A 23704-nucleotide genomic window follows, 5' to 3' on the forward strand; every position below is an offset into this window, starting at 1 on the left:
CAAAAATCGAAAACGACGTCAGCGGAACTGCAGCCCCTCGAACTGGCCGCTGTTGCGCCATCCGTCGATATATTTGAAATAGGCCATGGCCCCCGCCGGATGGCCGACATTGAGCTTGGCCGCAGGCCCCGGCTCGCGCCCTTCATTGTTGTAGTAGCCCGGCGTGCAATCGGGCGAGCCGATCATGAGGCCGGTGCCGGTCAGCAGCAGCTCGACCCAGCGGTCCTCGGCTTCCCTGGTGACTTCGATCTCCTTAAAACCGTTCGCCTGTGCATGCCGGATCATCAGCGCAATCGTCTTCGCCGCCTCGGTCAGGTTATGCGGCACGTTGGAGATGAGATTGGCGCCCTGCGTCGGCTGGACGAAGAATGCGTTCGGAAAACCATGGACGTGGATGCCGTGCTTGGTACGCATGCCCGACGCCCAGTGGTCCGACAGTTTCACTCCGCCGCGACCGGTCAGGTCGAAGCCGGCACGCCGCTTGTATTCGGTGCCGACCTCAAATCCAGAAGCGTAGATGATGCAGTCGAACTGGTATTCCATCCCTGCGACGACGACACCGTTCTCGGTGACCCGCTCGACGCCCTTGCCGTCGGTATCGACGAGATACGCGCCCGGCGTGTTGAAGGCCTGCAGATACGAATCATGGAAGCACGGCCGCTTGCAGAGCTGGCGATACCAGGCCTTGAGTTTTGCGGCCGTCTCGCGGTCGCTGACGATGGCGTCAACCCGGGCGCGGATTTCCTCCATCTTCTCGAAATCGGAATCCTCGAACGCCGCCAGCATGTTTGGCGGGGTGCGCTGCTCACGCGGCAGGTCCATGACCCTGGCGCGAATACGCCGCGACAAATCAGTCCAGCCGTCTTGCACCAGATCTTGTTCCGCGGAGCCGCCGGCCTGGTTGGCGGTAAAGTTCTCCAGCCAGCGCTGCTGCCAGCCTGATGTCGCGATCTGCGAAAACCATTTCGGATCGATCGGCGCATTGGCTCTGATGTCGACGGAGGACGGCGTGCGCTGGAACACATAGAGCTCCTTGCAGGCGCGCGCGAGATGCGGCACGCACTGCACGGAAGTGGCGCCGGTGCCGATGATGCCGACGCGCTTGTCCGCCAGTTTTTCCATCAGCGCGCCCCTGGGGTCGCCGCCGGTGTAATCGTAATCCCAGCGGCTGGTGTGGAACGAGTGCCCCTTGAAGGACTCGATGCCTTCGATGCCGGGAAGTTTCGGCACGTGCAGCGGCCCGGTACCCATGCCGACGAACTGCGCGGTGAAGGCATCGCCGCGATTGGTGCGGATGGTCCAGCGCGATTTTGCCTCGTCCCAATCGAGGCTTACGACCTCGGTGTGAAACAGCGCGTGTTCGTAGAGGCCGTATTGCCTGCCGATGCGCTGGCAGTGCGCGAGGATTTCCGGCGCATGCGCATATTTCTCCGACGGCATGTGGCCGGTTTCTTCGAGCAGCGGCATGTACACCATCGATGCGGTATCGCATTGCGCGCCCGGATACCTGTTCCAGTACCAGGTGCCGCCGAAGTCGCCGCCCTTGTCGATGATCCTGACATCCTTGATGCCGGCTTCCGACATGCGCGCGGCGGTGGCGAGCCCGGCAAAGCCGCCGCCGATAAAGGCAAAGGTGACATGGTCGGTCTTCGGATCGCGCGGGGTGACGGGCGTATAGGGGTCGTCGAGATAATGCGCTAGCTGCCCCGCGACGCGGAGATACTGGTCGTTGCCGTCGGCGCGGAGTCGCTTGTTGCGCTCTTCCAGATACTTTTGGCGCAGTCGCTCCTTGTCGATCCAAGCGTTCTGCGCGGCCCGGGGTTGATCTGCGATCGTCATCCGAAGACGCCTTTCAAAAATTGCGAAACGTTTCTGTCTTACCACCACTCAGGATGGATGTGCGGACAGATAGGGCGAGTTTGCAATCGACCATGACGGCATCGGCTCCATGCGAAATATCTGGCGCAGATGGACTTCATCGGGGCCGTCGCCGATGCGCAGCAGACGCCCCCAGGCCAGCGCCTGATGGATTGGCGTGTCATCGGAACCGCCCATCGCGCCGAACACCTGCATGGCGCGGTCGGCGATCCGCTGCAGCATCGCAGGCACCGCGACCTTGATCAGCGACACGTCGCGCCAGGCGTCCTGGTGGCCGGCCTGATCGAGCCGCCACGCGCAGCGATAGGCGAGTAGCCGCGCCTGTTCGAGTTCGACGCGGGACTCCGCGATCCAACGCTGCACGGTGTCGTACTGGATCACGGTGCGCCCGAAGGCCGAGCGCTCCGATGAACGCACCATCATCAGCTCGATCAAAAGCTCGCAGAGCCCGATCGAGCGCATGCAATGATGGATGCGGGCCGGCCCCAGCCGAATTTGCGCGACCTTGAAGCCCTCGCCCTCGGCGCCGAGCAGGTTGGCGCGGGGTACGCGAACGTTATCGAAGGTAAGCTCCCCGATCGGGGCGACATGATCCTCACATCCAATCCAGCGCAGCCGCCGCACCAGGCGGACGCCCGGCGTATCCATCGGCACGATGATGCAGGAATGGCGGCCGGTGCGGTCGGCACCGGAATCGGTCACACCCATCACGATCAGGAAGCTGCATTTCGGATGCGCCGCACCGGTGATGAACCATTTCCGTCCGTTGATGACGTAGTCACCGCCGTCGCGGACCATCCGCGTGGCGATGTTGGTGGCATCGGATGAAGCCACATCAGGTTCGGTCATGCCGAAGGCCGAGCGGGTTTTCGATTCCAGCAGCGGCTGCAGCCAGCGCGCCTTCTGTTCAGAAGTGGCGCAATTCTGCAGCGCGATCATGTTGGGCACGTCGGGCGCCTGACAGTGAAGACTTCAGGCGCCCAGAACAGCCGGCCCATGATTTCCGCCAGCGGCGCATATTCGAGATTGGAAAGCCGGGTGCCGGGCTCATCGTCGGACAGTTCGGGAAGGCCGAGATTCCACAGCCCTGCCGCCCGCGCCTTGCGTTGAAGGTCGCTCATGAAGGACGCGGCCTCGCCTTTGGCGACGTGAGCAAGCCAGGCGCGGTGGCGCGGCAATATCTCGGCGTCGAAGAAGGCCTGCAGCTTCTCCCGCCATGCTTCCGATCGACTGGAAAGGTCGAAGTCCATGTCGCCTCCCGTTTTTCGGAAACCTAAGCGTATATCGACACGATATGCAAATTCATTTCGATATATTGACAGAATTAGGGAACCATGACCAAATTTCGACCATGGCAGCGATTTCCAGTATCGATCCCCCGAGATCCCGAACGCCGGAGGACCAGGCCGATCCCTCGTTCGCGACCACGCTGGCGCATGGGCTCGACGTGCTGGCCGCGTTCCGCAACCGTAGCGGCTCGCTGTCGAACGCCGACCTCGCGCTGCATACCGGCCTGTCGCGGCCGACGGTGTCGCGGCTGACCTACACGCTGGCGCAACTCGGCTATCTCAAGCGCGATGCCAAAGGACGCTTCCAGCTCGGGCTTGGCATTCTCGCCGCCGCCTATCCCGTGCTGTCGGCGCTGAAGGTGCGGCAACTGGCGCGGCCCCTGATGCGCGATTTCGCCGCCTACACCGGGGGCACGGTTTCCATCGCGATGCCGTTCGGCCTCGACTTCATCTATGTCGAGACAGTGCGCACCACCGACGCCGTGACGCATCTGCCGGATGTCGGCTTTGCCAGTTCGCTGGCGCCTACCGCCGTCGGCCGGGCCTTGCTGTCGCTGTTCACCAAGGAAGAGCTCGACGCCTATGTGGCGAACGTGAAGGCCGAGCGGCCGGAAGAAGCCGACTATGTGCAGGCACGGACGCTGCCGGATGTCGAGCTCTGCAAGGAGCGCGGCTTTGCGATCTCGCTCGGCGAATGGCGGCGCGAGATTTTTGGCGTCGCCGCGCCGCTGTACCGCACGCCGTCGGGCGACTGCCTTTCCGTCAATTGCGGCATTCCCTCGTTTCGTTTTAACGCCGAACAGATCGAGCGCGAATGCGCGCCGCGCATGCTGGGCCTGGCGCGCAGCATCCGCTCGCTGGTGGCCAACGACTGAATATCCCCGCCAGAGGGGCAAGCGCATCGCTCGAACGATGCGTAAATTATGGGGAGGGAAGAATGCGCCGGATCAAAACCGTGCTGGGCTTCGCCGTGGGTTCTGCCATGCTGCTCGCCAATGCCGCACAGGCGCAGGGCAATTATCCGAACCGCCCGATCCGCATCATCGTACCCTACCCCGCCGGCGGCATCGTCGACATCGTCGCCCGCGCCGTGACTGAACAGGTCGGCCGCGACTGGAAACAGACGGTCGTCGTCGAGGCAAGGCCGGGCGGCAACAGCAATATCGGCACGGCCTCGGTGGCGCGCAGCGAACCTGATGGTTACACCTGGCTCGTCACCGGCCCGGCGGCGCTGGTCAATCCGTCGCTCTACAAGGACGCCGGCTGGGACGCGCTGAGGGATCTCAGATGCGTCGGTCTTGCGGTCTGGAATCAAAGCGTAGCGCTGGTCCATCCATCGATGCCGGCCAGCACCATCAAGGAATTCGTCGAGATCGCGCGCAAGAAGCCGGGCGAACTCAATTTCGGTAATCCCGGAACTGGTTCCTCCATCGACCTGAGCGCGCAAAAACTGTTTCAGGCCGCCAACATCAAGCTGACCAATGTCGGCTACAAGGGCCAGCCACAGGCCCTGATCGACCTGATGACGAACCTGATGCATTTCGAGATCGTCTCGCTCGAACTGGCATTGCCGCACATCAAGGCAGGGAGCGTGAAGCCGCTGGCCGTCATGACGGACAAGCGTGTCGCCGACCTGCCTGATGTGCCGACGATTGCGGAAGCGGGATTTCCGGAAGCCACCTATGTACCGTGGTACGGCATTTATGTTCAGGCGGGAACGCCCGATGCCATCGTTGGCAAGATCAACGACGGCATCAACAAGGCGCTGCAGAATCCGGAGGTGCAGCGCCAGCTATCGGTCGCCAACATCCCGGGCAGGCCGATGCCGCTTACCGATCTGGCCACGCTGATGAAGGCGGACCACGAGAAGTTGACGAAGGTGATCGCGACCTCGGGCATGGCGCTGCAGTAACGCACTCGGCGCGGCCGGTTCTGGCGCTAGTTGAGCGCCCACAGATAGGCCAGCGTCGCCGCGATGCCGAGACCCGTCCTGACCGCGTGCAGCCCTCCCCACTTCAAGATGAGGGCGCGTGATTGCGGGCCGGCATCGTTCTCTGCAATCGCCTTCAACGCGCGGTTGGTCGGCATGATGCCGAGCAGCGTATAGGGCCAGTTGGCAAGAATGAGTACCGCGCCAACGATCCAGCGCCAATCGCGGGTCATCCAGGCGGCGATCAGGCCGAGCACGCCCGAAATGACCGCGCAGCTCGCCTGCATCGCAAGGCCGCGGTCGTAGCTCGGCTTCCACTGCTTCAGGAGGGCCCGGTCATCGAGGCCGAGACGCGCCGGCTGTTCGGAGAAATTGATGTAGAACGCGGCTCCGGCAAACGCGGCGGCGACAATCGTCGCAAGCTGTCCAGCAAACATGACTCACTCCGCACCGACCGTCATTGCGAGGAGCGAAGCGACGAAGCAATCCATGTCTCAGCAAGCGGAGAAATGGATTGCTTCGCGGAGCCTGTCATCCGGCGGCGCTACGCGCCGACCGGGTGGCTCGCAATGACGGCGAGGAAACTATCTCCCCTACTTCTTCACCTTGCTAGCATCCATCTTGATCGACGTATCGAGCATCTTGACCGAGAACGCGGTGTTCACATCGAACGGCTTTTCTATGCCGAGATAGGTCTGCACCAGCTCATAATCCTTCTTCATCCGCTCGGCGTCGATCCAGCCCAGTGCCTTGGTCGTGGTGAAATCGTCCGTCATCAGGAACTTAATGCGCTCCCATTGGCGCTGCTGGTTTTCCTTGTCGAGGCCGGAGGCCTGGTCGAGCAGTGCCTTGAGGCAGGGCGCGACGTCGGCGACGCAGGCGGCGTAGGCCTTCTGGCTGATCTTGACGAACTCCTCGACCAGTTTCGGGTTCTTCGCGAGATAAGCGCCGTTGACGATCAGCGAATTGCCGTAGGGGTTCAGCCCGATATCCTTCCAGTTGACGTAACCGAGATCGGCACCGAACTCGATCACCTTCAGATCGTGCTCATTGTAGAAGTCGCTGATGATATCGACGGTATGGCTCTTCAGCGCCGCGATCTTGGCGGTCGGGCCGACATTGACGAAGCTCACCGAGTCAGGCGCGATACCGGCAGCCTTGGCGAAGGCCGGCCACATCACCCGCGAGGCGTCGCCCGGCGGATTGCCGATCTTGTGGTTCGGAAAATCCTTCGGCCCGTTCACGCCATAGCTCTTCAGCCAGTAGAAGGTCTGCCCAGTGTTGGCATAGATGCTCATCAGCGCCACCACGTCGGCGCCCTTGCTCTTGGCCACCAGCATGGTCGCGAGGTCGGCGATGCCGAACGGCGAGCCGCCAGAGCCGACCTTCAGCGACGAGACACCGGACCCCTTGCCGACCTCGATGGTCAGGTCGATGCCGGCCTTCTCGTACCAGCCTTGCGCCTTGGCGTAATAGAACGGCGAGTGATCCGCCGTCGGCGTCCAGTTCAGGATCAGGTTGACGGCCTCGGCGGCCCCGCAAGGCGCAGCCGGCAGGGCCAGCGCAACCGCCAGTCCCGCAATTCTGAAAACCTTCATTGCACCCTCCTCGTTCTGCAACCGATCTTGTCGCCGCGTTCCCGTGACGCTACCAATGCAACAAGGGACCAGACGACTTGTCAACTATTTGGTTGGAAATGCCCAAAAAACGCATCGATGATAACAAGCCGCAGCGGCGCGATCCGGCCGCAACCCGCAGGAAACTGCTGACGGCGGCGCGGCGCGAATTCGCCAGCAGCGGCCTTGCCGGGGCCCGGGTCGACGAGATCGCCGCGCGGGCGGGCGTCAACAAGCAGCTTGTCTATCACTATTTCGGCGACAAGGATGCGCTGTATCTGGCGGTGCTCGAATGGGTCTACGAAGAAATCCGCGCCCAGGAGCGCAAGCTCAACCTCGAGGGATTGCCGCCCGAACAGGCGATCAAGAAACTGATCGAAAGTTCCTTCGACCACCTCGCCGCGCATCCCGACTTCATCGTGCTGCTGAACGACGAGAACCGTGGCGGCGCCCGCCATGTGCGGGGCTCGCGCAAGCTCGAGGCGATGCATTCGCCGCTGGTCAGCCTGGTCTCGACCATTCTTGGCGAGGGCGTCAAGGCAGGCATATTCCGCAAGGGTATCAACCCCGTACACCTCTATATCTCGATTGCCGGCCTCAGCTATTTCTACTTTTCGAATACGCCGACTTTGTCGGCGATCTTCGGCAAGGACCTGTCGAGCCGGGCCGCCCGGCAGGCCCGCCGCAAGCACGTGGTCGATCTGGTGATGCATTCGCTGCGACCCTAATCAACCAGATGGTTGATTACCGGGAGCGGCCGCGATAGATTGCCGCCGTGCGGCCGGGAACCGGGTGCGGGCCAAGGGAGTGTTATGGTGTCCAGCGGTGACGGCGGTTCGGCACGGTCTTTCGCGATCATCCTGATCATGCATCTGGCTGTGATCGTGCTGTGGCAGGTATTGGTCGATGCCTTCCAGGTGCCGAAATTCATCCTGCCCTCTCCGCTCGCGACCATCGCGACGCTCGGCACGCCCGGCTATGCATGGCTTTCCAATCTCGCGGTGACGGCTGTCGAAATTCTTGGCGGCTTCTGCCTCGGCGCGCTGGTCGGCATCATGCTGGCCGTGATGTTCACCTGGTCGCCGCTGGTCAGCCTGTTGCTGCTGCCGCTGTTCGTGACGCTGAACATGATTCCGAAGGTCGCGCTGGGCCCGCTGTTCATCGTCTGGTTCTCCTATGGCATCTTTCCGAACATCCTGATCGCGTTTTCCATTTGCTTCTTTCCGATATTGCTGACGACCGCGCGCGGATTGAGCGAGGTCGAGCCTGACTTGCTGGACCTCGTGAAGTCGCTGCGTGGCTCGCGGTGGACGCTGTTCCGGAAGATCCAGTTGCCGGGCGCGCTGCCTTACGTATTTTCGGGAATGAAGGTCGGCGCGATCCTGGCGGTGGCCGGCGCGATCGTCGGCGAATTCATCGCCTCCGAGCGCGGGCTCGGCTATCTCATGATCCAGGTGCAGTCCTCGCTCGATACGCCCGCGATGGTAATGGCTGTCGTGCTTCTGACATTGCTGGGCGTGGCGCTGTACGGGCTCGTGCTCGGCCTGGAGCGGATGTTCGTCGTCCGTGACATCAGGCTGCAGTAAATACGAGGAAAAGAAGAATGCTGCTGACCCGCGACACCCTGCCCGCAACGATTGCCGATATCGCCGCGCTTGACAAACTGCTGTGCCGCCCGAGCCAGGCACTGATTGATGATCTCCGCAAGGTCGACGGCGACATTATGATTTTGGGTGTCGCCGGCAAGATGGGGCCGACGCTGGCGGGTCTCGCGAAAGCCGCAGTGCCGGATCGTCGCGTGATCGGCGTCGCCCGCTTCAGCGATCCCGTCGTCAAGGAGTGGCTGCAGGCGCGCGGTGTCGAGACAATCAATTGCGACCTGCTCGATGAGGCCGCGATCAAGGTACTGCCGAAGGCTCCGAATATCGTCTTCATGGCCGGGCGAAAATTCGGCGCCGAGGGCGATCTCTCACTGACCTGGGCGATGAATTCGCACGTCCCTGCCCTGATCGCGCAAGCCTTTGCCAATTCGCGCATCGTGGCCTTCTCGACCGGCTGCGTCTATCCGTTCGTACCAGTCAGCGGCAAGGGCTCGGACGAGGACATGGCGCCCAATCCGCCGGGCGAGTACGCGCAATCCTGCGTCGGGCGCGAGCGCATGTTCGAGTATTTCTCGAAAAAGTATTCGACGCCCGGACGGCTGTTCCGGCTGAACTACGCGATCGACATGCGCTACGGCGTGCTGCACGATATCGCCAGCAAGGTGCTGCAGGGCAAGCCGATCGACGTCAGCCTCGGCCATGTCAATTTCATCTGGCAGGGCGACGCGTCCGCGCAGGCGCTGCGGTGTCTGGCGCATTGCGATACGCCGACCTCGCCGATCAATGTCAGCGGCCACGAGATTCTCGCCGTGCGCGACCTCGCCGCGAAATTCGGCCAGCGTTTCGGCCGCGCGCCTGTGATCATCGGCAAGGAGGAGCCGACGGCATGGCTCACCGACACCTCGCAGGCGGTGAAACTATTCGGCCTGCCGATCGTCGATACCGAGCAACTCATCAGCTGGACCGCCGACTGGGTATCGCGATCGATGCCGAGCCTCGGCAAGCCCACCAAATACGAGGTGCGCGATGGCCGCTATTGAGCCACTCGACATCGTCGAGCTCGGTGTCGGCGACGCACAGGCCGGGCTGGCGCTGTCGACCGAAGCGGGCTGGAACCAGAACGAGGCCGACTGGCGGTTTTTCCTGAGCAAGGGCGTTGTGTTCGGTATGCGCGACGGCGCGCGGTTGGTGGCGACTGCAGCGCTGCTGCCCTACTCGGCGGGCAACGCCTGGATCAGCATGGTGCTGGTGACCGCGGACTTTCGCCGCCGCGGCATTGCGACGAGGCTCGTCGATGCCTGCCTCGATGTGGCGAAACGGCGCGGCCTGACGGCCTGGCTGGACGCAACGCCGGCCGGTGCCGCCGTCTACGGTCCCCTCGGCTTCACCCCGACGCTGCAATTGCGGCGGCTGCGGCTGGCAAGGCCCCGCGAAGCCAAAGCGACAGAGCAGCTTTCGGCCGGCGACCTCGAGGCATTGATAGTGCGCGATGCCAGCGCCATGGGATTCGACCGCAGCGCATTGCTGTCGGAATTCGCCATGCGGTCTGGCTCCTGCGTTGTGTCCCGTACCCAGGCGATGGCCCTGATCCGGGATGGACGCGCCGCGCGGCATATCGGGCCACTGCTGGCCGATCGGACCGATCAAGCGCTGGCGTTGATAGCTGCCATCGTTAGCTCCGAGGCCGGCCCATGGCTGATCGATGCCGCTCACTCCCAGGACGAATTTCTGGACGGCCTCGTCCGCTCGGGCTGGAACATCGAACGGCCGTTTCAACGCATGCGCTTCGGCCGCACCACCATGCTGTCGGCGGAATTGCCGTTCGCCGTCGCAGGACCGGAATTTGGATAGGAATAGCAGCGATGCACCATAGCGAAATCAAAGCGGACGTTCGGAAGTTGATCGCCGACGGCACGGCACTCCCGGCGCATCCGCTCGCGCTCGATGCCAACCGCGCACTCGACGTCCGGCATCAGCGCGCGCTAACGCGCTATTACCTCGATGCGGGCGCCGGGGGATTGGCTGTCGGCGTGCACACCACGCAATTTGCGATCCGCGACGTCGGCCTGTATCGGCCGGTGCTGGAACTGGCGGCCGAGACCGCGGCCTCATGGACCAAGCGGCCGGTCGCAATGGTTGCAGGCCTCGCCGGTCCGACCCAGCAGGCCATCACCGAGGCGCAAACCGCTGTTGGCATCGGCTATCACGCGGGGCTGCTGAGCCTTGCCGCGATGAAATCGGTATCCGAGGACGCGATCATCGCGCATTGCGAGGCGGTAGCGCGGGAAATTCCGCTGGTCGGCTTCTACCTGCAGCCGGCCGTCGGCGGTGTCGTCCTGAGCGCGGATTTCTGGCGCCGCTTCGCTTCCATCGACAATGTCATCGCCATCAAGATCGCGCCCTTCAACCGCTACCGGACGCTCGACGTGCTGCGCGGCGTGACGGCCGCCGGCGCGCTTGACCGCGTCGCGCTCTATACCGGCAATGACGATCACATCCTGCTCGACCTCATGCTGCCGTTCGACCTGCGCGACAAGGGCGTCACCACCCGCGCCTATTTCAAGGGCGGCCTGCTCGGGCACTGGTCGGTGTGGACCGCGAGCGCAATCAAGCAGTTCGAGATGTGCAAGGCGGCGCGCGGCAAGGACAGCGTGCCGGCGGACCTGCTGGCGCTCGATGCCCGCGTCACCGATTGCAACAGCGCGTTCTTCGACGTCGCCAACAATTTTCACGGCTGCATCGCCGGTTGCCATGAAATCCTGCGGCGGCAAGGGTTGATGCAGGGCCTCTGGTGTCTCGATCCCGCGGAGGGGCTTAGCCCGGGCCAGATGCAGGAGATCGACCGCGTCTGCCGCGAGCATGCCGATCTCTCCGACGACGGCTTCGTGAAGGCGAACTTGCAGAAATGGCTGGCATGAGCGCCGACGAGCCCTTCATCAGCCTGCAGAACGTCCGCAAGGTCTATCGTTCCAGGGGCGCGGAGTTCCTCGCCGTCTCCGACGTCACCATGGACGTGCAGGAAGGCGAGCTGGTTTCGCTGGTCGGCCCCTCCGGCTGTGGCAAGACCACCGTGCTGAAGATCCTGGCCGGGCTGCATGACGCCGACGGCGGCACGATCAAGATCGGCAATTCGAAGACTCCGTTCGACCCGGCCCGCGATATCGGCATGGTGTTCCAGCAGGCGCTGCTGCTGAAATGGCGCACCATCTTGGACAACGTGCTGCTGCCGGCCGAGATCGTCGGCCTGCCCATAAAGGCCGCGCGGGCCCGCGCCCGCGATCTGCTCAACCTGGTCGGCCTCGCCGGCTACGAGGACAAATACCCGCAACAATTGTCCGGCGGCATGCAGCAGCGCACGGCGATTGCGCGCGCTTTCATCCATGACCCAAAACTGATCCTGATGGACGAGCCATTCGGCGCGCTCGACGCGCTCACCCGCGAACAGATGAACCTCGAAATGCTGCGGATCTGGCGCGAGAGCGGCAAGACCATCCTGTTCGTGACGCACTCGATCCAGGAAGCCGTATTCCTCGCCTCGCACTGCGCCGTGCTCACCGCAGGCCCGGCGCGGATGGCGGAATATTTCCCGATCGAGCTACCGTTCCCGCGGGCGTTGCCGATCAAGACCACGGACGAGTTCGGCGCCTATGCGCGACGGATTTATGCGAGCCTGGGATTGAGCCCTAGCGCTTGAGCCCGTTACTCATACGCCACAGGTCCGGTATCGCGATAAGCCCAGCAACTCTCCTTCGGCAGTGAAACCTGGGTCTCGACGCCCACCTGATGCCGGGCCGCGGTGCCGAGTTCAACCACCTCCAGCCGCCGGCCGAACAGCTCGATGCCATAGGCCGTCTGCGTGCCCTGATAACGGCGGTCGAGGACGCGGGCGGGAAAGATATTGGCGCCGTTATGCTGGCCGATGGTGATGTTTTCCGGTCGCAGCGCGATACGTACCTTGTCATCCGGACCGAGTGCATGGAGCAAGGCCACCTCGCCCCGTCGCCCCTCGCCAAAATCGACCGTGCCGAATTGGCCGTTGCGCGACACCAGCGTACCCGCGAGCTCGTTGGTGGCGCCGGTGAAATTGGCGACGAACAAATCCGCTGGACGGTTATAGATCGCGTCAGGCGTATCCATCTGCAACAGCTTGCCGTCGCGCATCACGCCGATGCGGTCGCCCAGCACGACGGCTTCGGCCTGGTCATGGGTGACATACAGCGCCGTCATGCCGGTCTGCTTGAGGATGACGCGAAGATCGTCGCGCAGCCGCAAGCGCAGCTTGGCATCGAGGTTCGACAAGGGCTCGTCAAGCAGCAACAATTGCGGCCGATAGACGATGCTGCGCGCCAGCGCCACGCGCTGCATCTGGCCGCCTGATAATGCGACCACCGGCCGTTCGGCATATTCCGACAGCCCGACCAGTTCGAGCGCCTCGTCGACCTTGCGGCGGGCATCGCTCCGCGAAAGTTTTCGGTGCTTGAGCGGATAGACCACGTTCTGCCGCACCGTCATATGCGGCCACACCGCATAGGACTGAAACACCATGCCGAGCTCGCGCGAACGCGGCGGCACCAGAATGCCGCGTTCGGGCGACGATACGACCTTGCCGGCGATGCTGATCTCGCCCGATGTCGGATGCTCAAGCCCCGCAACACAGCGCAGCGTCGTGGTCTTGCCGCAGCCGGAGGGGCCGAGCAGGACCACGATCTCGCCGGCCGGCACGGCAAAACTGACGCCGTCGATCGCCGGCCGGCCGATCGAAAACTGCTTGCGCAGGTCGGTGACTTCGAGGGTTGCCGTCATCGGTTCGATGATTTCCCTGATGTGACGATCATTGCCCGTAGCCGTAGGTCTTGTTCCACTCGGCCACCCAGGCCGTGTGGAGCCTCACATACTCGTCGAATTTGGGAAACCACACCTTGACGACTTTGGGATCAAAGCCTTCCGGATAGGCCGGCGGCACCTTCAGCGATGTGAGATTGCCGAGTTCCTTGATCATGAACGTCTGCCCCTCCTTCGACAGGCACCAGTTCAGAAACAGTTTTGCAGCATTGGGATGCGCGGCGGTCTTCGGAATGCCCGTGGCATAAGGATTGACCGGCGCGCCTTCCGGCGGAAAGAAAATCTGGATCGGCGCGCCATCCTTCTGCTTCGGATAGATCGCGTTGTAGAGCAAAGGCCCCATGGCGATTTCGCCGCGCACCAGCGAATCCGACATCGGCGCGCCCGATGGATACAGCACCGGACGGGTTGCGGCCTGCTTGGCCCAATAATCTTCGCCGAGCACTTGCCGTTCGAACATCACCCGCGTCCATGTGGTGCCGCCTGATGGCGCGATCACCTGCCCGGTCAATTTGTTGTATTCGGGCTTGGTGAGGTCCATCCAGGTCTTGGGCGGGTTCTTGACCAGTTCGGTGTTGTAGGCGATCGACCATACCAGCGTGGCGCGCGGCCAGAGCTGGGGCGCGATCTGCGCGTCGGGATTGTAGTCGGCCGCGTTCGGTGGTGCGTAATCCTGGAACATGTCCGCCATCGGCTGCATCAGCGCGCGGTCCGAGTGATCGACCACGTCGGCGATCAACTTTCCGGCAGCAGCTTCCGTCTTCACGCGCGTGATCAACTGGCCGCCCGGCGCACGCACCATCTCGACCTTGATTTCGGGGAAGCGCTTGTTGAAGGCCTTGATGACCTGCTGCTCCACTTCGGCGAAATTCGCGGTGTAGAACACCAGCTTGCCCTCGGCCTTCGCGGCGGCAATCAATTCGGGCGAGCCGAACTCCTGCGCCTGTGCCGCAGCGCTCCAAGTCAGCGCAAGACCGGCGATGCCGGCGATTGCGGCAAGGTTGGTGAAGATCCTTCCAGTCATAGCCAATCCTCCCCTTCGTTTTTTGTTATCCGGTTCGAGCGACACTGCTCTGCGCCGCACCGCGCGACAGCCAGTTGGCGCCGCCGATGAGAACGCCGAGCAGAACGGTTTGCACCAGGCTGAACGCGGCGGTCTTTCCAAGGTTTCCGCCTTCGTAATAGTCGAGCAACAGCACCGACATCACCATGGTGTTGCTGGTGTAGAGGAACAGCGACGAGCCGAGTTCGCGGATCGCCAGCACAAACAACAGCGTCATCGAGGCGATCACGCCCGGCCGCGCCAAAGGCAGGACGATCGTCCTGATGGTGCCGAGCATGCCCTTGCCGCAGACCCAAGCGGCTTCCTCGAGCTCGCGATGAATCTGCAGGAATGAGGTCGACAACGCCTTGACCGTATCCGGCATGAAGCGCGCGATGAACGCCAGCGCCAGGATCCAGATCGTGCCGTAGAGCCCGCCCGGAATGCCGATCCATGCCCAGAGATAGGCGACGCCGACCACGAGGCCGGGGATCGCGACCGGCAGGGTCGAGATCACGTCGATCCAGCGCCGGCCCGTCACCTGGGTGCGGTGAATGGTGTAGCCGATGGCGAAGGCGAGCGCGCCGCCGACCACAGCGGTGATGATGCCGACCTCGATCGAGTTATAGATCGAGCGCATGGTCAGCGGATTGTCGAAGATGCTGTGAAAATGCATCAGGGAATACTGCCTGGCATCGAACAGGCTGGCGACGTCGCGGATGAACATGAACTTGCGGAACGCGGCGACGATCAGCGCAAGCGACGGCAGCACCACCACGACCAGGAGATAGACGATGCCGAGGCCGAAGGTGAACCAGCGCCAGCGCCCGAGATCCAGGCTGCGCGGACGGAATGCCTTGCCGGCGACGGTGGTGTAGCTGCGGCCGCTCAGCACTTTCTGCTGCAGGAACACCAGCAGGCCGGTGACGACCATCAAAATGATCGCAACCGCGGCGGCCGTATTGTAAAGCGGCGGCGACCAGTTGGTGAGCTTGAATATGTAGGTGGTCAGCACGGCAAGGTTGGTCGGCGCGCCCAGCACCGCGGGGATGCCGTAGATGCCGAGCATGACGATGAACGACAGCAGCATGCCCGAGACGATCGCCGGCATGATCAGCGGAAACGTCACCGTGAACAGTGTCGCAAACGCGCTGGCGCCGGAAATCTCGGCGGCCTCTTCCAGGCTGGGGTCCATGTTGCGCAGCGCCGAAGCGGTGAACATGTAGACATAGGGCGCGTAGTAGATGCCGAATACGAACACCAGGCCCCACATCGAATAGAAATCGACGCGCCAATCCAGCCCGATCCATTTGAACATGGTGTTGATCAGGCCAGTTTTAGGCGAGCCGAGGATCGCCCATGCGACGCCGGCGACCAGCGGCGGCGCGAACAGCGGCAGAATACTGGCTGCCGCGATAACCCCCTTGAACGGCGTATTGGTGCGGACGACGATCCAGGAAAACAACAGGCCGACCACGACCGCGATCAGGGTGCCGCCGCCACAGGCGATCAGCGTATTGGCCAACGCCTCGGCGACATTCGGGTTCGCCAGCACGGTGAGGAAGTTGGTGACCGAGAGGTGACTGAGCGAGATGCCCTCGACCACCGGATTGGTGTCGGTGAGCGCGCCGAGCAGCAGCATCAGGATCGGATAGATGACGAGAAAGCCGAGGATCGCCAGCAGGAGCGTAACCCACGAGCCGGCCCATGCGCGCTGCCCCTCACTGGCGCTACGGATGACTTCGCTGCGCCGGCTCGTCTGTCCGTTCAACGCGTTTTCCCCTCGCCGCCGACCGTCTTTTTATGGAATTGCGGTCGCGATGCGCGGGAAGCCTAGTCGATCGCGCGGCGCGCGGAAAGGTATCCGAAAGTCGGCGCGCGGATATGGCGCGGAGGACCTTTTTTCAGATCCGCCATCCCTTCGCATACGCATCATGCAGCGGTGTGCCTGTGGCTTGTGCCGCGTCCGTAGTACACGCCGCAGCGGGCGCGACCGCCCCCCGGCGTGGAGAGCCCGACCTGATGTCACTGGATACGACCGCAAAGCCGCCCGCCCCCGCGCCAATCGACGGCCTGCCCCCGGAACTCCGGCGTTGGGCGGTCGCGGCGATCTTTACCGCGCTGGCGATGGCCTCGCTGGATACGGCGATCGCGAACGTGGCCCTTCCCGCCATCGCGACCGACCTCCATGTCAGCCCGGCCGACGTGGTCTGGGTGGTCAACATCTATCAGATCGCGCTGGTTGCGACGCTGCTGCCGCTCGGCGCGCTCGGCGAAATCGTCGGCCATCGGCGGGTCTATCTCGGCGGCCTATTGCTGTTCACGCTGGCCTCGCTCGGTTGCGCCTTCGCGTGGTCGCTGCCCAGCCTGACGGCGGCACGCGCGCTGCAGGGGTTAGGCGCCAGCGGCATCATGAGCGTAAATGCGGCGCTGGTCCGCTTCGTCTACCCGACCCATATGCTCGGCCGCGGCTTCGGCCACAACGCGCTGGTGGTCGGAACGGCGTTCACGTTCGGGCCGACCATTGCCTCCGCAATCCTTGCGATCGGAACATGGCCGTGGCTGTTTGCCATCAACATCCCCTTCGGCGTGATCGCGATCTGGATCGGCCTGAAGACCTTGCCGAAAACACCGCGCGCGAAGCACGCGTTCGATTTTGCGAGCGCGGCGCTGACCGCAAGCTGCCTCGGGCTCTTCATTATCGGCATCGGCAGCGCGGCGCATCAGGCCCATCCCGCCCTGGTCGGACTGGAGCGTGGCGCTGCATTGCTGCTCGGCTGGATGATGACCCGCAGAGATGCGAACCATCCGGCGCCGATGTTGCCGATCGATCTGTTTCGACGGCCGATGTTCGCGCTGTCGGCGGCCACTTCGGTCTGTACGTTCGCGGTACAGGGATTGGCTTTCGTCTCGCTGCCGTTCTACTTCGAGGACGTGCTGCACCGGTCCCAGGTGGAGACCGGCTTCTTCATGACGCCCTGGCCGCTGGTGGTGGCGATCATGGCGCCGATCGGAGGCCGGCTGTCGGACCGCTATCCCGTCGGCATCCTCGGCGGCATCGGTCTGGTGCTGCTCGGCATTGGCATGGCGCTGCTCGCGACGCTGCCACCGGATCCCGGCATTGCCAACATCGTCTGGCGCACCGTGATTTGCGGGATCGGATTCGGATTCTTCCAAACGCCCAATTTGCGAGCACTGATGTCGAGCGCGCCGCCGCACCGCAGTGGAAGCGCGAGCGGCATCGTCGCGACCGCCCGCCTGACCGGGCAAACCCTGGGCGCCGCGCTGGCTGCCCTGTGTTTTGCCCTTGCCGGCCATGATGGCGCGACGCTTGCATTGGCACTCGGCGCCGGGTTTGCTGCGCTCGGCAGCGTGATGAGTTTCCTGCGTCTGACCGTGGGTGCTCCGAATAGTACATGACCGTCATCGCCCGGCGATCGGGCCGACGCGATGGGTTTGGAGGACGGGTTGCGACTTCTCAGTATGCTGGCCGGCGCGTGTCTCTTGCTGTTTCCGGCCGCCCTTCAAGCCCAGACCGTCTGGGACATGCCAACGGAATACCCGCAAAACGCGATGCCGGGCGTTGGCCTGACGGCCTTCACAAAATACGTCGCCGAATCCAGCGCAGGCAAACTCGAGATCAGGCCGAGCTTCGATGCCAAGGCCGGCATCAAATCGGCCGGCATGCTCGCCGCGATTGCGGAAGGCCGGGTGCAGGCCGGCGATGCGTTCGCCGGCGCGCTCGAGGCCGAAGACCCGATCTTTGCGCTACCCTCGCTGCCGTTTCTGGTGACGTCGACCGCCGACGCCAAGCGCCTTGCCGACATCGCGCGACCGCATCTTGCGGCGGCGTTGCAGAAGAAAGGCCTGCGGCTGCTTTATCTGACGCCCTGGCCGCCCTCAGGCATTTGGTCGAAGACGCCGCTGACGTCACCGCCCGACCTCGCGGGGCTTTCCATTCGCACCTATGACAGGACCTCAACCGAGGTATTCCTAAGCGTCGCTGCCAAGGCCGCATCGATCAGTTTCGCGGACACGATGCCGAAACTGGTCGACGGCAGCATCAACGCGGTGTTGTCGTCGGGAGACGGCGGCGCCGGCCGCAAGCTTTGGGAATATCTGCCCTGTTTCAGTGAAATCACCTATTCGCTGCCGCTTTCGATCGCGAGCGTCAATCGGGCGGCCTATGACGGTTTGAGCCCGGACACGCGAGCCGCGGTCGATGCCGCCAGCCGTCAAACCGAGAGCGAATTGTGGCTCGCTCTGTCGACCCGGCTGGATGAGAACTATCAACGCATGCGCCAGAACGGCGTTACGATCGATTCAAATCCCGAGCCGTTGATCGTTGAAGCGCTGCGAACGGGAGCGGCGGCGGCGCAGCGTGCCTGGTGCACCCGGTCGGGGGCCGTCTGCGCCGAGATTCTCGACGCCTTCAAGGCCGGCAAACCATAGCGGCCTGGACGACGGCGCCAGCGATTACGAGATTGCGGTACAGCGCTCGCGGCCCTGTTGCTTTGCCATCGCCGGCCACGACGGCTCGGTGCGGGGATTGCCGCGCTTGGGAGCCTGATGAGTTTCCTGCGTCTGGCCGTGGATGCAGAACGGACATGACAGCCATGCGACGAGCACACGCAACACCGGCGGATCGGCTTTCTTCCCTACCGTAATCACGCATTTTCTTGATTTGAACGATTCCAGGTTGCAGGCCAGATTGCGCCGGGTCTCGACCGATGGGTCAGACGAACAGGGGATACGCGATGGCAAACCTCACAATTAACGGCAAAACAATCAATGTGGACGTCGAAGACGACACCCCACTGCTTTGGGCGATCAGGGAAAATGTTGGACTGACCGGCACCAAATACGGGTGCGGCATCGCACTATGCGGTGCCTGCACTGTGCATGTAGATGGAGTCGCGATGCGCTCCTGCGGCATGACGGTCAGCGAAGCGGTCGGTAAGCAGATCACCACGATCGAAGGGCTCGCCAGCAACGGCGCCCTGCACAAAGTGCAGCAGGCCTGGGTGGCGAACGACGTGCCGCAATGCGGTTATTGCCAGAGCGGCATGATCATGGCGGTTGCCGCCCTTCTCAAGGAGAAGCCGAAGCCGACCGACGAGGACATCAACGAGGCCATCACCAATATCTGCCGATGCGGGACCTTCCAGCAGGTCCGCGAGGCGATCCACGCCGCCGCGAACGCTTGAGGGGGACACCATGAACAAGCACGTCACGCCCAAACTCACTCGCCGCGGCTTTGTGATCGGCACGGCTGCCGCCGGCGCCGGCCTCGCGATCGGCCTCGACATTCCCTTCGGCGGACCGACCGTGGTTCGCGCCGCCGACGGCTCGCCCGAAGTCAATGTCTGGGTGGTGATCCGCCCCGACAACACGACCGTGATTCGCATTGCCCGCTCGGAGATGGGACAGGGCTCCCTCACCGGCCTCGCCCAGCTCGTCGCCGAAGAACTCGAATGCGACTGGTCGAAGGTCGTCACCGAATATCCGACGCCGGGTCAAAGTGTCGCACGCAAGCGCGCCTGGGGCGACTTCTCGACTGGCGGCAGCCGCGGCATCCGCTCCAGCCAGGACTATGTCCGCAAGGGCGGCGCCACCGCGCGGGTGATGCTGATCCAGGCAGCCGCGAACGAATGGAAGGTGCCGGCCTCGGAATGCACCGCCGCCAACAGCGTCATCACCCATACGCCCTCCGGCAAGACCACGACCTACGGCAAGGTGGTTGAAGCCGCCGCGAAGCTCGAGCCGCCGGCCGAGGTGAAGCTGAAGGATCCGAAGGACTGGAAGATCATTGGCAAGGGCGTGAAGCGGCTCGACACCGTCGACAAGACGACGGGTGCGATGATCTACGGCGCCGACGTCAAGCTGCCGGGCATGCTCAACGCCGCGATCAAGGATTGTCCCGTCTTCGGCGGCAAGCTGAAGAGTTTTGACGACGCCAAGATCGCCAGCATGAAGGGCGTGAAGAAGGTGGTTCGAGTCGGCGACAGCGCGGTCGCCGTCGTCGCTGATACCTGGTGGCACGCCAAGACTGCGCTCGATGCGCTGCCGATCGTCTGGGACGAGGGCGAGAACGCCAAAGTCTCCAGCGAGTCGATCGCCAAGTGGCTGGCCGAAGGTCTCGACAACGCGCAGCCGGCCTACATCGGCAACCAGAACGGCGACGCCAAGGCCGCGATCGCCGGCGCCGTCAAGAAGGTCGAAGCGGTCTACAACTATCCCTACCAGAACCACGCGCCGATGGAGCCGATGAACGCCACGGCGCTCTATACGCCGGACAAATGCGAGGTCTGGTGCGGTACGCAGAACGGCGAAGCGGCCTTTGCCGCCGCGCTGGAAGCGTCGGGGTTGCCGGCCGAAAAGTGCGAGGTACACAAGCTCATCCTCGGCGGTGGCTTTGGCCGGCGCGGCATGACCGATTACGTCCGGCAGGCAGTTCTCATCGCCAAGCAGATGCCGGGCACACCCGTCAAGCTGCTGTGGTCGCGCGAAGAGGACATGGCGCAAGGCAAGTTTCATCCGGTCACGCAATGCAAAATGACCGGGGCCTTCGATGCCGACAACAATCTCACGGCGCTGCACGTCAGATTGTCCGGTCAATCGATCCTGTACACGGTGCGTCCGGCGGCGCTAGTGAACGGCATGGATACGGCCGCGTTCCAGGGCCTCAGTCCTTCCGGCGACGCGGCGATCGGCTACTCCGTGCCGAACCTGCTGGTCGAGCATTCCATGCGCAATCCCCACGTCCCGCCCGGCTTCTGGCGCGGCGTGAACGTGAACCAGAACGCGATCTATATGGAATGCTTCATGGATGAGCTGGCGCTGTCGGTCGGCCAGGATCCGGTGGAATTCCGTCGCAAGCTGATGAGCAAGCATCCGAAGCACCTCGCCGTGCTCAACACCGTGGCCGAGAAGATCGGCTGGGGCAAGCCCGCGCCGCAAGGCGTCTATCGCGGGATTGCGCAGGTGATGGGCTATGGCAGCTATGTCGCGGGTGCCGCCGAAATCTCCGTCACCGAAGGCAGCAAGATCAAGGTGCATCGCATCGTCGCCTCGACCGATCCGGGCTACGTCGTCAACCCGGCGCAGGTCGAGCGGCAGATCGCGGGCTCCTTTGTCTATGGCCTGTCCGCGCTGTTTTACGGCGGCTGCACGGTGAAGGACGGCAAGATCGAGCAGACCAACTTCGACACCTATAACTCGATGCGCATCGCGGAGATGCCGAAGGTGGAATGCGTGATGGTGCCAAGCGGCGGTTTCTGGGGCGGCGTCGGCGAGCCGACCATCGGCGTCGCCGCCCCTGCGGTGCTCAACGCCTACTTCGCGGCGACCGGCAAACGCATCCGTTCGGTGCCGCTGCGGGACCAGAACATCACGTTCGCCTGACAATAATGGACGGCGGCCTCACCTCGAGGCCGCCGTTTTCCCATCGAGAGATTGCTGATGAACGCGTTGCGTGTCGCCATCGCGCTTGCCACGGTCGCGGCGTGGAGCCAGCCGTTGCTTGCGGCTTCCGATCCCCCGCCCGGCGCGGCATCCTGCTCCGGCTGCCATTCCGTAGGCGCAACCGCCTCGTCGATTTCGCGGCTGTATGGCCGCGACGACGGCGATATCGCAACGGCGATGACCAAATTTCGCGACGGCTCGCTTCCCGCCACGGTCATGAACCGGATCGCCAAGGGTTTCACCGACGAGGAGTCGCGCGCGATTGCGGCGTGGCTCGCGGCACAGAAATAAGGGCTGCCGGCATGGAGATCACGCATCGCATCAGCCGCCGGGAGTTCTGCCGCGTCGGTGCGGGCGCCGCAGCGACGGCGGCGTTTCCGCTGCCGACGTTCGCGCAATCGACGGCACGCGTGGTCGTGATCGGCGGCGGCTTTGGCGGCGCGAGCTGTGCGCGGGCGCTGAAACAGATTGAGCCGAAATTACAGGTCACGCTGGTCGAGCCGAACCGGACCTTCACCGCCTGCCCGTTCAGCAACAATGTCATCGCCGGACTGCGTTCGATCGAGGCGCAGCAATTCGGCTATGACAAGATCGCCGCCGGCGGCGTGACCGTGGTGGCGCAGGCGGCAACGGCGATCGATGCGACCGCGCGGACCGTCGGCCTCGCCGACGGTACCTCGCTCACCTATGACCGGCTGGTGCTGTCTCCCGGTGTCGATCTGCGTTTCGACGCGCTGCAGGGCTACGACGAGGCGGCGGCCGCGAAGATGCCGCATGCCTGGAAAGCCGGCGAGCAAACGCTGTTGCTGCGCAAGCAACTCGAGGCCATGGACGATGGCGGCCTGGTGGTGATCGCAGCTCCCGCCAATCCCTTCCGCTGCCCGCCGGGGCCTTACGAGCGCGCGTGTCTGATCGCGTATTACCTGAAAGCCAAAAAGCCCCGCTCGAAGCTGATCATCCTCGACGCCAAGGACACCTTTTCCAAACAGCGTCTGTTCCAGAACGCCTGGAAGGAGCTCTATCCGGGAATGGTCGAATGGGTGTCGCTGTCGCAGGGCGGCAAGGTGAACGCGGTGGATCCAGCGACCAATACCCTGATCACCGATTTCGGCAACCACACCGCCCAGGTGGCCAACGTCATTCCGCCGCAGCGGGCCGGCCGTATCGCCACGATCGCCGGCGCGACTGACAACACCGGCTGGTGCGCGATCGATCCCGTTACCTTCGAGTCCAAATCGGCGCCGAACATCCATGTCATCGGCGATGCCTGCCTCGCCGGCGGCATGCCTAAATCCGCATTCTCGGCCAATGCGCAGGCCAAGGCCTGCGCTCGCGCGATTGCCACGCTGCTATCAGGCGGATCGCCCGCCACGCCCAAACTGATCAACACCTGCTACAGCCTGGCGGCGCCTGACTATGGCATCTCGATCGCCGGCGTATACCAACCGAAGAACGGATTGCTGACCGACGTCGAGGGCGCCGGCGGCGTCAGCCCGCTGGATGTGCCCCGCGATTTCCGCGCACGCGAGGCGGACTATGCACAAACCTGGTTCGCAACCATTACGGCGGAAGTCTTTGGCTAGGCTCGGATTTCGCATATCAGTGCTGATCGTTGCCGGAGTGCTCCTGGCCCTGCCCGGCGGTGCCGCCGCGCAGGAACTTCGCAGCTATGCCGTCATCGGCGATGCCATTCCGCGCTCGCTGACCGGCGCGGCCGGTGATGCCGCGCGCGGACGGGCCCTCGTCGTCGAACGTTCCAGCACTTGCATCCTCTGCCACAGCGGCCCATTTCCCGAACAGAAATTCCAGGGCGACCTGGCGCCTGATCTTTCCGGTTCCGGCAGCCGCGCGTCCGAGGGCCAGCTTCGGCTCCGGCTGGTGGACGCGTCCCGTCTCAATGCCGCGACCATCATGCCGTCCTATTACCGCGTGGACGGCCTCGATCGCGTCGGGACGCTGTGGCGCGGCAAGTCGATCCTGTCGGCCGAACAGATCGAGGATATCGTGGCGTATCTCGTAAGCTTGCGCGAATAGGAAGCAAT

The 23704-nt window shown here is 63.6% G+C and carries 24 protein-coding genes; 15 read left to right on the forward strand and 9 right to left on the reverse strand.

All coding sequences use genetic code 11. From position 1 onward, the window contains the following. Positions 1-18: 18 nt before the first annotated feature. The 3 genes from C7G61_RS13150 to C7G61_RS45990 are packed head-to-tail and all read right to left on the reverse strand — an operon-like array spanning position 19 to position 3128. Positions 19-1839, reverse strand: coding sequence for a flavin-containing monooxygenase (locus C7G61_RS13150; protein WP_108514568.1), 1821 nt, complete (start codon positions 1837-1839; stop codon positions 19-21). Positions 1840-1887: 48 nt separating this feature from the next. After that, positions 1888-2817, reverse strand: coding sequence for an acyl-CoA dehydrogenase family protein (locus tag C7G61_RS13155; protein ID WP_244608289.1), 930 nt, complete (start codon positions 2815-2817; stop codon positions 1888-1890). Further along, entirely contained in the window at positions 2814-3128 is a 315-nt protein-coding gene (locus tag C7G61_RS45990; RefSeq protein WP_244608275.1) for an acyl-CoA dehydrogenase family protein, read from the reverse strand. The genes C7G61_RS13155 and C7G61_RS45990 overlap by 4 nt, the downstream gene beginning before the upstream one ends. A gap of 101 nt (positions 3129-3229) precedes the next feature. Here C7G61_RS45990 and C7G61_RS13160 point away from each other — a divergent pair, with 101 nt between their 5' ends. Further along, a complete protein-coding gene (locus tag C7G61_RS13160) occupies positions 3230-4042 on the forward strand; it encodes an IclR family transcriptional regulator (protein ID WP_190241788.1) in 813 nt (270 codons plus the stop codon). Positions 4043-4104: 62 nt separating this feature from the next. After that, the gene (locus tag C7G61_RS13165) at positions 4105-5079 is read left to right on the forward strand and encodes a Bug family tripartite tricarboxylate transporter substrate binding protein (RefSeq protein WP_190241789.1); all 975 of its coding nucleotides are present in this window, start codon (positions 4105-4107) and stop codon (positions 5077-5079) included. A 26-nt stretch (positions 5080-5105) separates the two neighbouring features. Here the strand turns inward: C7G61_RS13165 and C7G61_RS13170 are convergent, their stop codons facing one another. Both C7G61_RS13170 and C7G61_RS13175 read right to left on the reverse strand, forming a co-directional pair. Then, a complete protein-coding gene (locus C7G61_RS13170) occupies positions 5106-5534 on the reverse strand; it encodes an anthrone oxygenase family protein (protein ID WP_108514576.1) in 429 nt (142 codons plus the stop codon). Between the two features lie 156 nt (positions 5535-5690). Next, positions 5691-6695 (reverse strand): ABC transporter substrate-binding protein, encoded by a 1005-nt coding sequence (locus tag C7G61_RS13175; protein WP_108514578.1) that lies wholly within the window; start codon positions 6693-6695, stop codon positions 5691-5693. Between the two features lie 98 nt (positions 6696-6793). On the opposite strand from C7G61_RS13175, the gene C7G61_RS13180 reads away from it, so the two are divergent. The 6 genes from C7G61_RS13180 (at position 6794) to C7G61_RS13205 (ending at position 12008) form a co-directional block, all read left to right on the forward strand. Then, entirely contained in the window at positions 6794-7441 is a 648-nt protein-coding gene (locus tag C7G61_RS13180; protein WP_108515031.1) for a TetR/AcrR family transcriptional regulator, read from the forward strand. A gap of 84 nt (positions 7442-7525) precedes the next feature. After that, positions 7526-8299 (forward strand): ABC transporter permease, encoded by a 774-nt coding sequence (locus tag C7G61_RS13185; protein WP_108514580.1) that lies wholly within the window; start codon positions 7526-7528, stop codon positions 8297-8299. Positions 8300-8316: 17 nt separating this feature from the next. Beyond that, entirely contained in the window at positions 8317-9354 is a 1038-nt protein-coding gene (locus C7G61_RS13190) for an NAD-dependent epimerase/dehydratase family protein (RefSeq protein WP_108514582.1), read from the forward strand. Beyond that, entirely contained in the window at positions 9341-10165 is an 825-nt protein-coding gene (locus C7G61_RS13195) for a GNAT family N-acetyltransferase (protein ID WP_108514584.1), read from the forward strand. The genes C7G61_RS13190 and C7G61_RS13195 overlap by 14 nt, the downstream gene beginning before the upstream one ends. Positions 10166-10176: 11 nt before the next feature. Then, entirely contained in the window at positions 10177-11232 is a 1056-nt protein-coding gene (locus C7G61_RS13200) for a dihydrodipicolinate synthase family protein (RefSeq protein WP_108514587.1), read from the forward strand. Further along, a complete protein-coding gene (locus tag C7G61_RS13205) occupies positions 11220-12008 on the forward strand; it encodes an ABC transporter ATP-binding protein (RefSeq protein ID WP_108514589.1) in 789 nt (262 codons plus the stop codon). Before C7G61_RS13200 ends, C7G61_RS13205 begins: the two co-directional genes overlap by 13 nt. A gap of 5 nt (positions 12009-12013) precedes the next feature. Here the strand turns inward: C7G61_RS13205 and C7G61_RS13210 are convergent, their stop codons facing one another. Genes C7G61_RS13210 through C7G61_RS13220 form a run of 3 tightly spaced genes read right to left on the reverse strand, consistent with a single transcriptional unit; the run spans position 12014 to position 15969 of the window. Further along, complete coding sequence (locus tag C7G61_RS13210; protein WP_108514592.1) at positions 12014-13117, reverse strand: ABC transporter ATP-binding protein; 1104 nt, start codon at positions 13115-13117, stop codon at positions 12014-12016. Positions 13118-13145: 28 nt separating this feature from the next. After that, the gene (locus C7G61_RS13215; protein ID WP_244608276.1) at positions 13146-14180 is read right to left on the reverse strand and encodes an ABC transporter substrate-binding protein; all 1035 of its coding nucleotides are present in this window, start codon (positions 14178-14180) and stop codon (positions 13146-13148) included. Positions 14181-14205: 25 nt separating this feature from the next. Further along, positions 14206-15969: an ABC transporter permease gene (locus C7G61_RS13220; RefSeq protein ID WP_244608277.1), complete on the reverse strand. Its 1764-nt coding sequence runs from the start codon at positions 15967-15969 to the stop codon at positions 14206-14208. 251 nt (positions 15970-16220) lie between these two features. Between C7G61_RS13220 and C7G61_RS13225 the strand changes: the two genes are divergently transcribed. Both C7G61_RS13225 and C7G61_RS13230 read left to right on the forward strand, forming a co-directional pair. Beyond that, positions 16221-17618 (forward strand): MFS transporter, encoded by a 1398-nt coding sequence (locus C7G61_RS13225; RefSeq protein ID WP_108514594.1) that lies wholly within the window; start codon positions 16221-16223, stop codon positions 17616-17618. A 48-nt stretch (positions 17619-17666) separates the two neighbouring features. Further along, on the forward strand, positions 17667-18650 hold the full coding sequence (locus C7G61_RS13230; protein ID WP_190241790.1) for a TRAP transporter substrate-binding protein: 984 nt from the start codon (positions 17667-17669) through the stop codon (positions 18648-18650). Positions 18651-18674: 24 nt separating this feature from the next. On the opposite strand, the gene C7G61_RS13235 is transcribed toward C7G61_RS13230, so the two are convergent. Continuing rightward, positions 18675-18869 carry a hypothetical protein gene (locus C7G61_RS13235; RefSeq protein WP_108514598.1) on the reverse strand — a complete coding sequence of 65 codons (195 nt, stop codon included), beginning with the start codon at positions 18867-18869 and terminating at the stop codon, positions 18675-18677. Positions 18870-18955: 86 nt separating this feature from the next. Here C7G61_RS13235 and C7G61_RS13240 point away from each other — a divergent pair, with 86 nt between their 5' ends. Genes C7G61_RS13240 through soxX form a run of 5 tightly spaced genes read left to right on the forward strand, consistent with a single transcriptional unit; the run spans position 18956 to position 23696 of the window. Then, complete coding sequence (locus C7G61_RS13240) at positions 18956-19405, forward strand: (2Fe-2S)-binding protein (RefSeq protein WP_190241791.1); 450 nt, start codon at positions 18956-18958, stop codon at positions 19403-19405. Between the two features lie 10 nt (positions 19406-19415). Next, a complete protein-coding gene (locus C7G61_RS13245) occupies positions 19416-21602 on the forward strand; it encodes a xanthine dehydrogenase family protein molybdopterin-binding subunit (RefSeq protein ID WP_108514602.1) in 2187 nt (728 codons plus the stop codon). Positions 21603-21659: 57 nt separating this feature from the next. Further along, a complete protein-coding gene (locus C7G61_RS13250) occupies positions 21660-21953 on the forward strand; it encodes a c-type cytochrome (RefSeq protein ID WP_108514605.1) in 294 nt (97 codons plus the stop codon). A gap of 11 nt (positions 21954-21964) precedes the next feature. Next, positions 21965-23245, forward strand: coding sequence for an FCSD flavin-binding domain-containing protein (locus tag C7G61_RS13255; RefSeq protein WP_108514607.1), 1281 nt, complete (start codon positions 21965-21967; stop codon positions 23243-23245). Between the two features lie 19 nt (positions 23246-23264). Beyond that, positions 23265-23696 carry a sulfur oxidation c-type cytochrome SoxX gene (gene soxX, locus C7G61_RS13260; protein ID WP_244608278.1) on the forward strand — a complete coding sequence of 144 codons (432 nt, stop codon included), beginning with the start codon at positions 23265-23267 and terminating at the stop codon, positions 23694-23696. Positions 23697-23704 lie beyond the last annotated feature (8 nt).

It is taken from the genome of Bradyrhizobium algeriense (assembly GCF_003062295.1).
Lineage (GTDB): Bacteria > Pseudomonadota > Alphaproteobacteria > Rhizobiales > Xanthobacteraceae > Bradyrhizobium > Bradyrhizobium algeriense.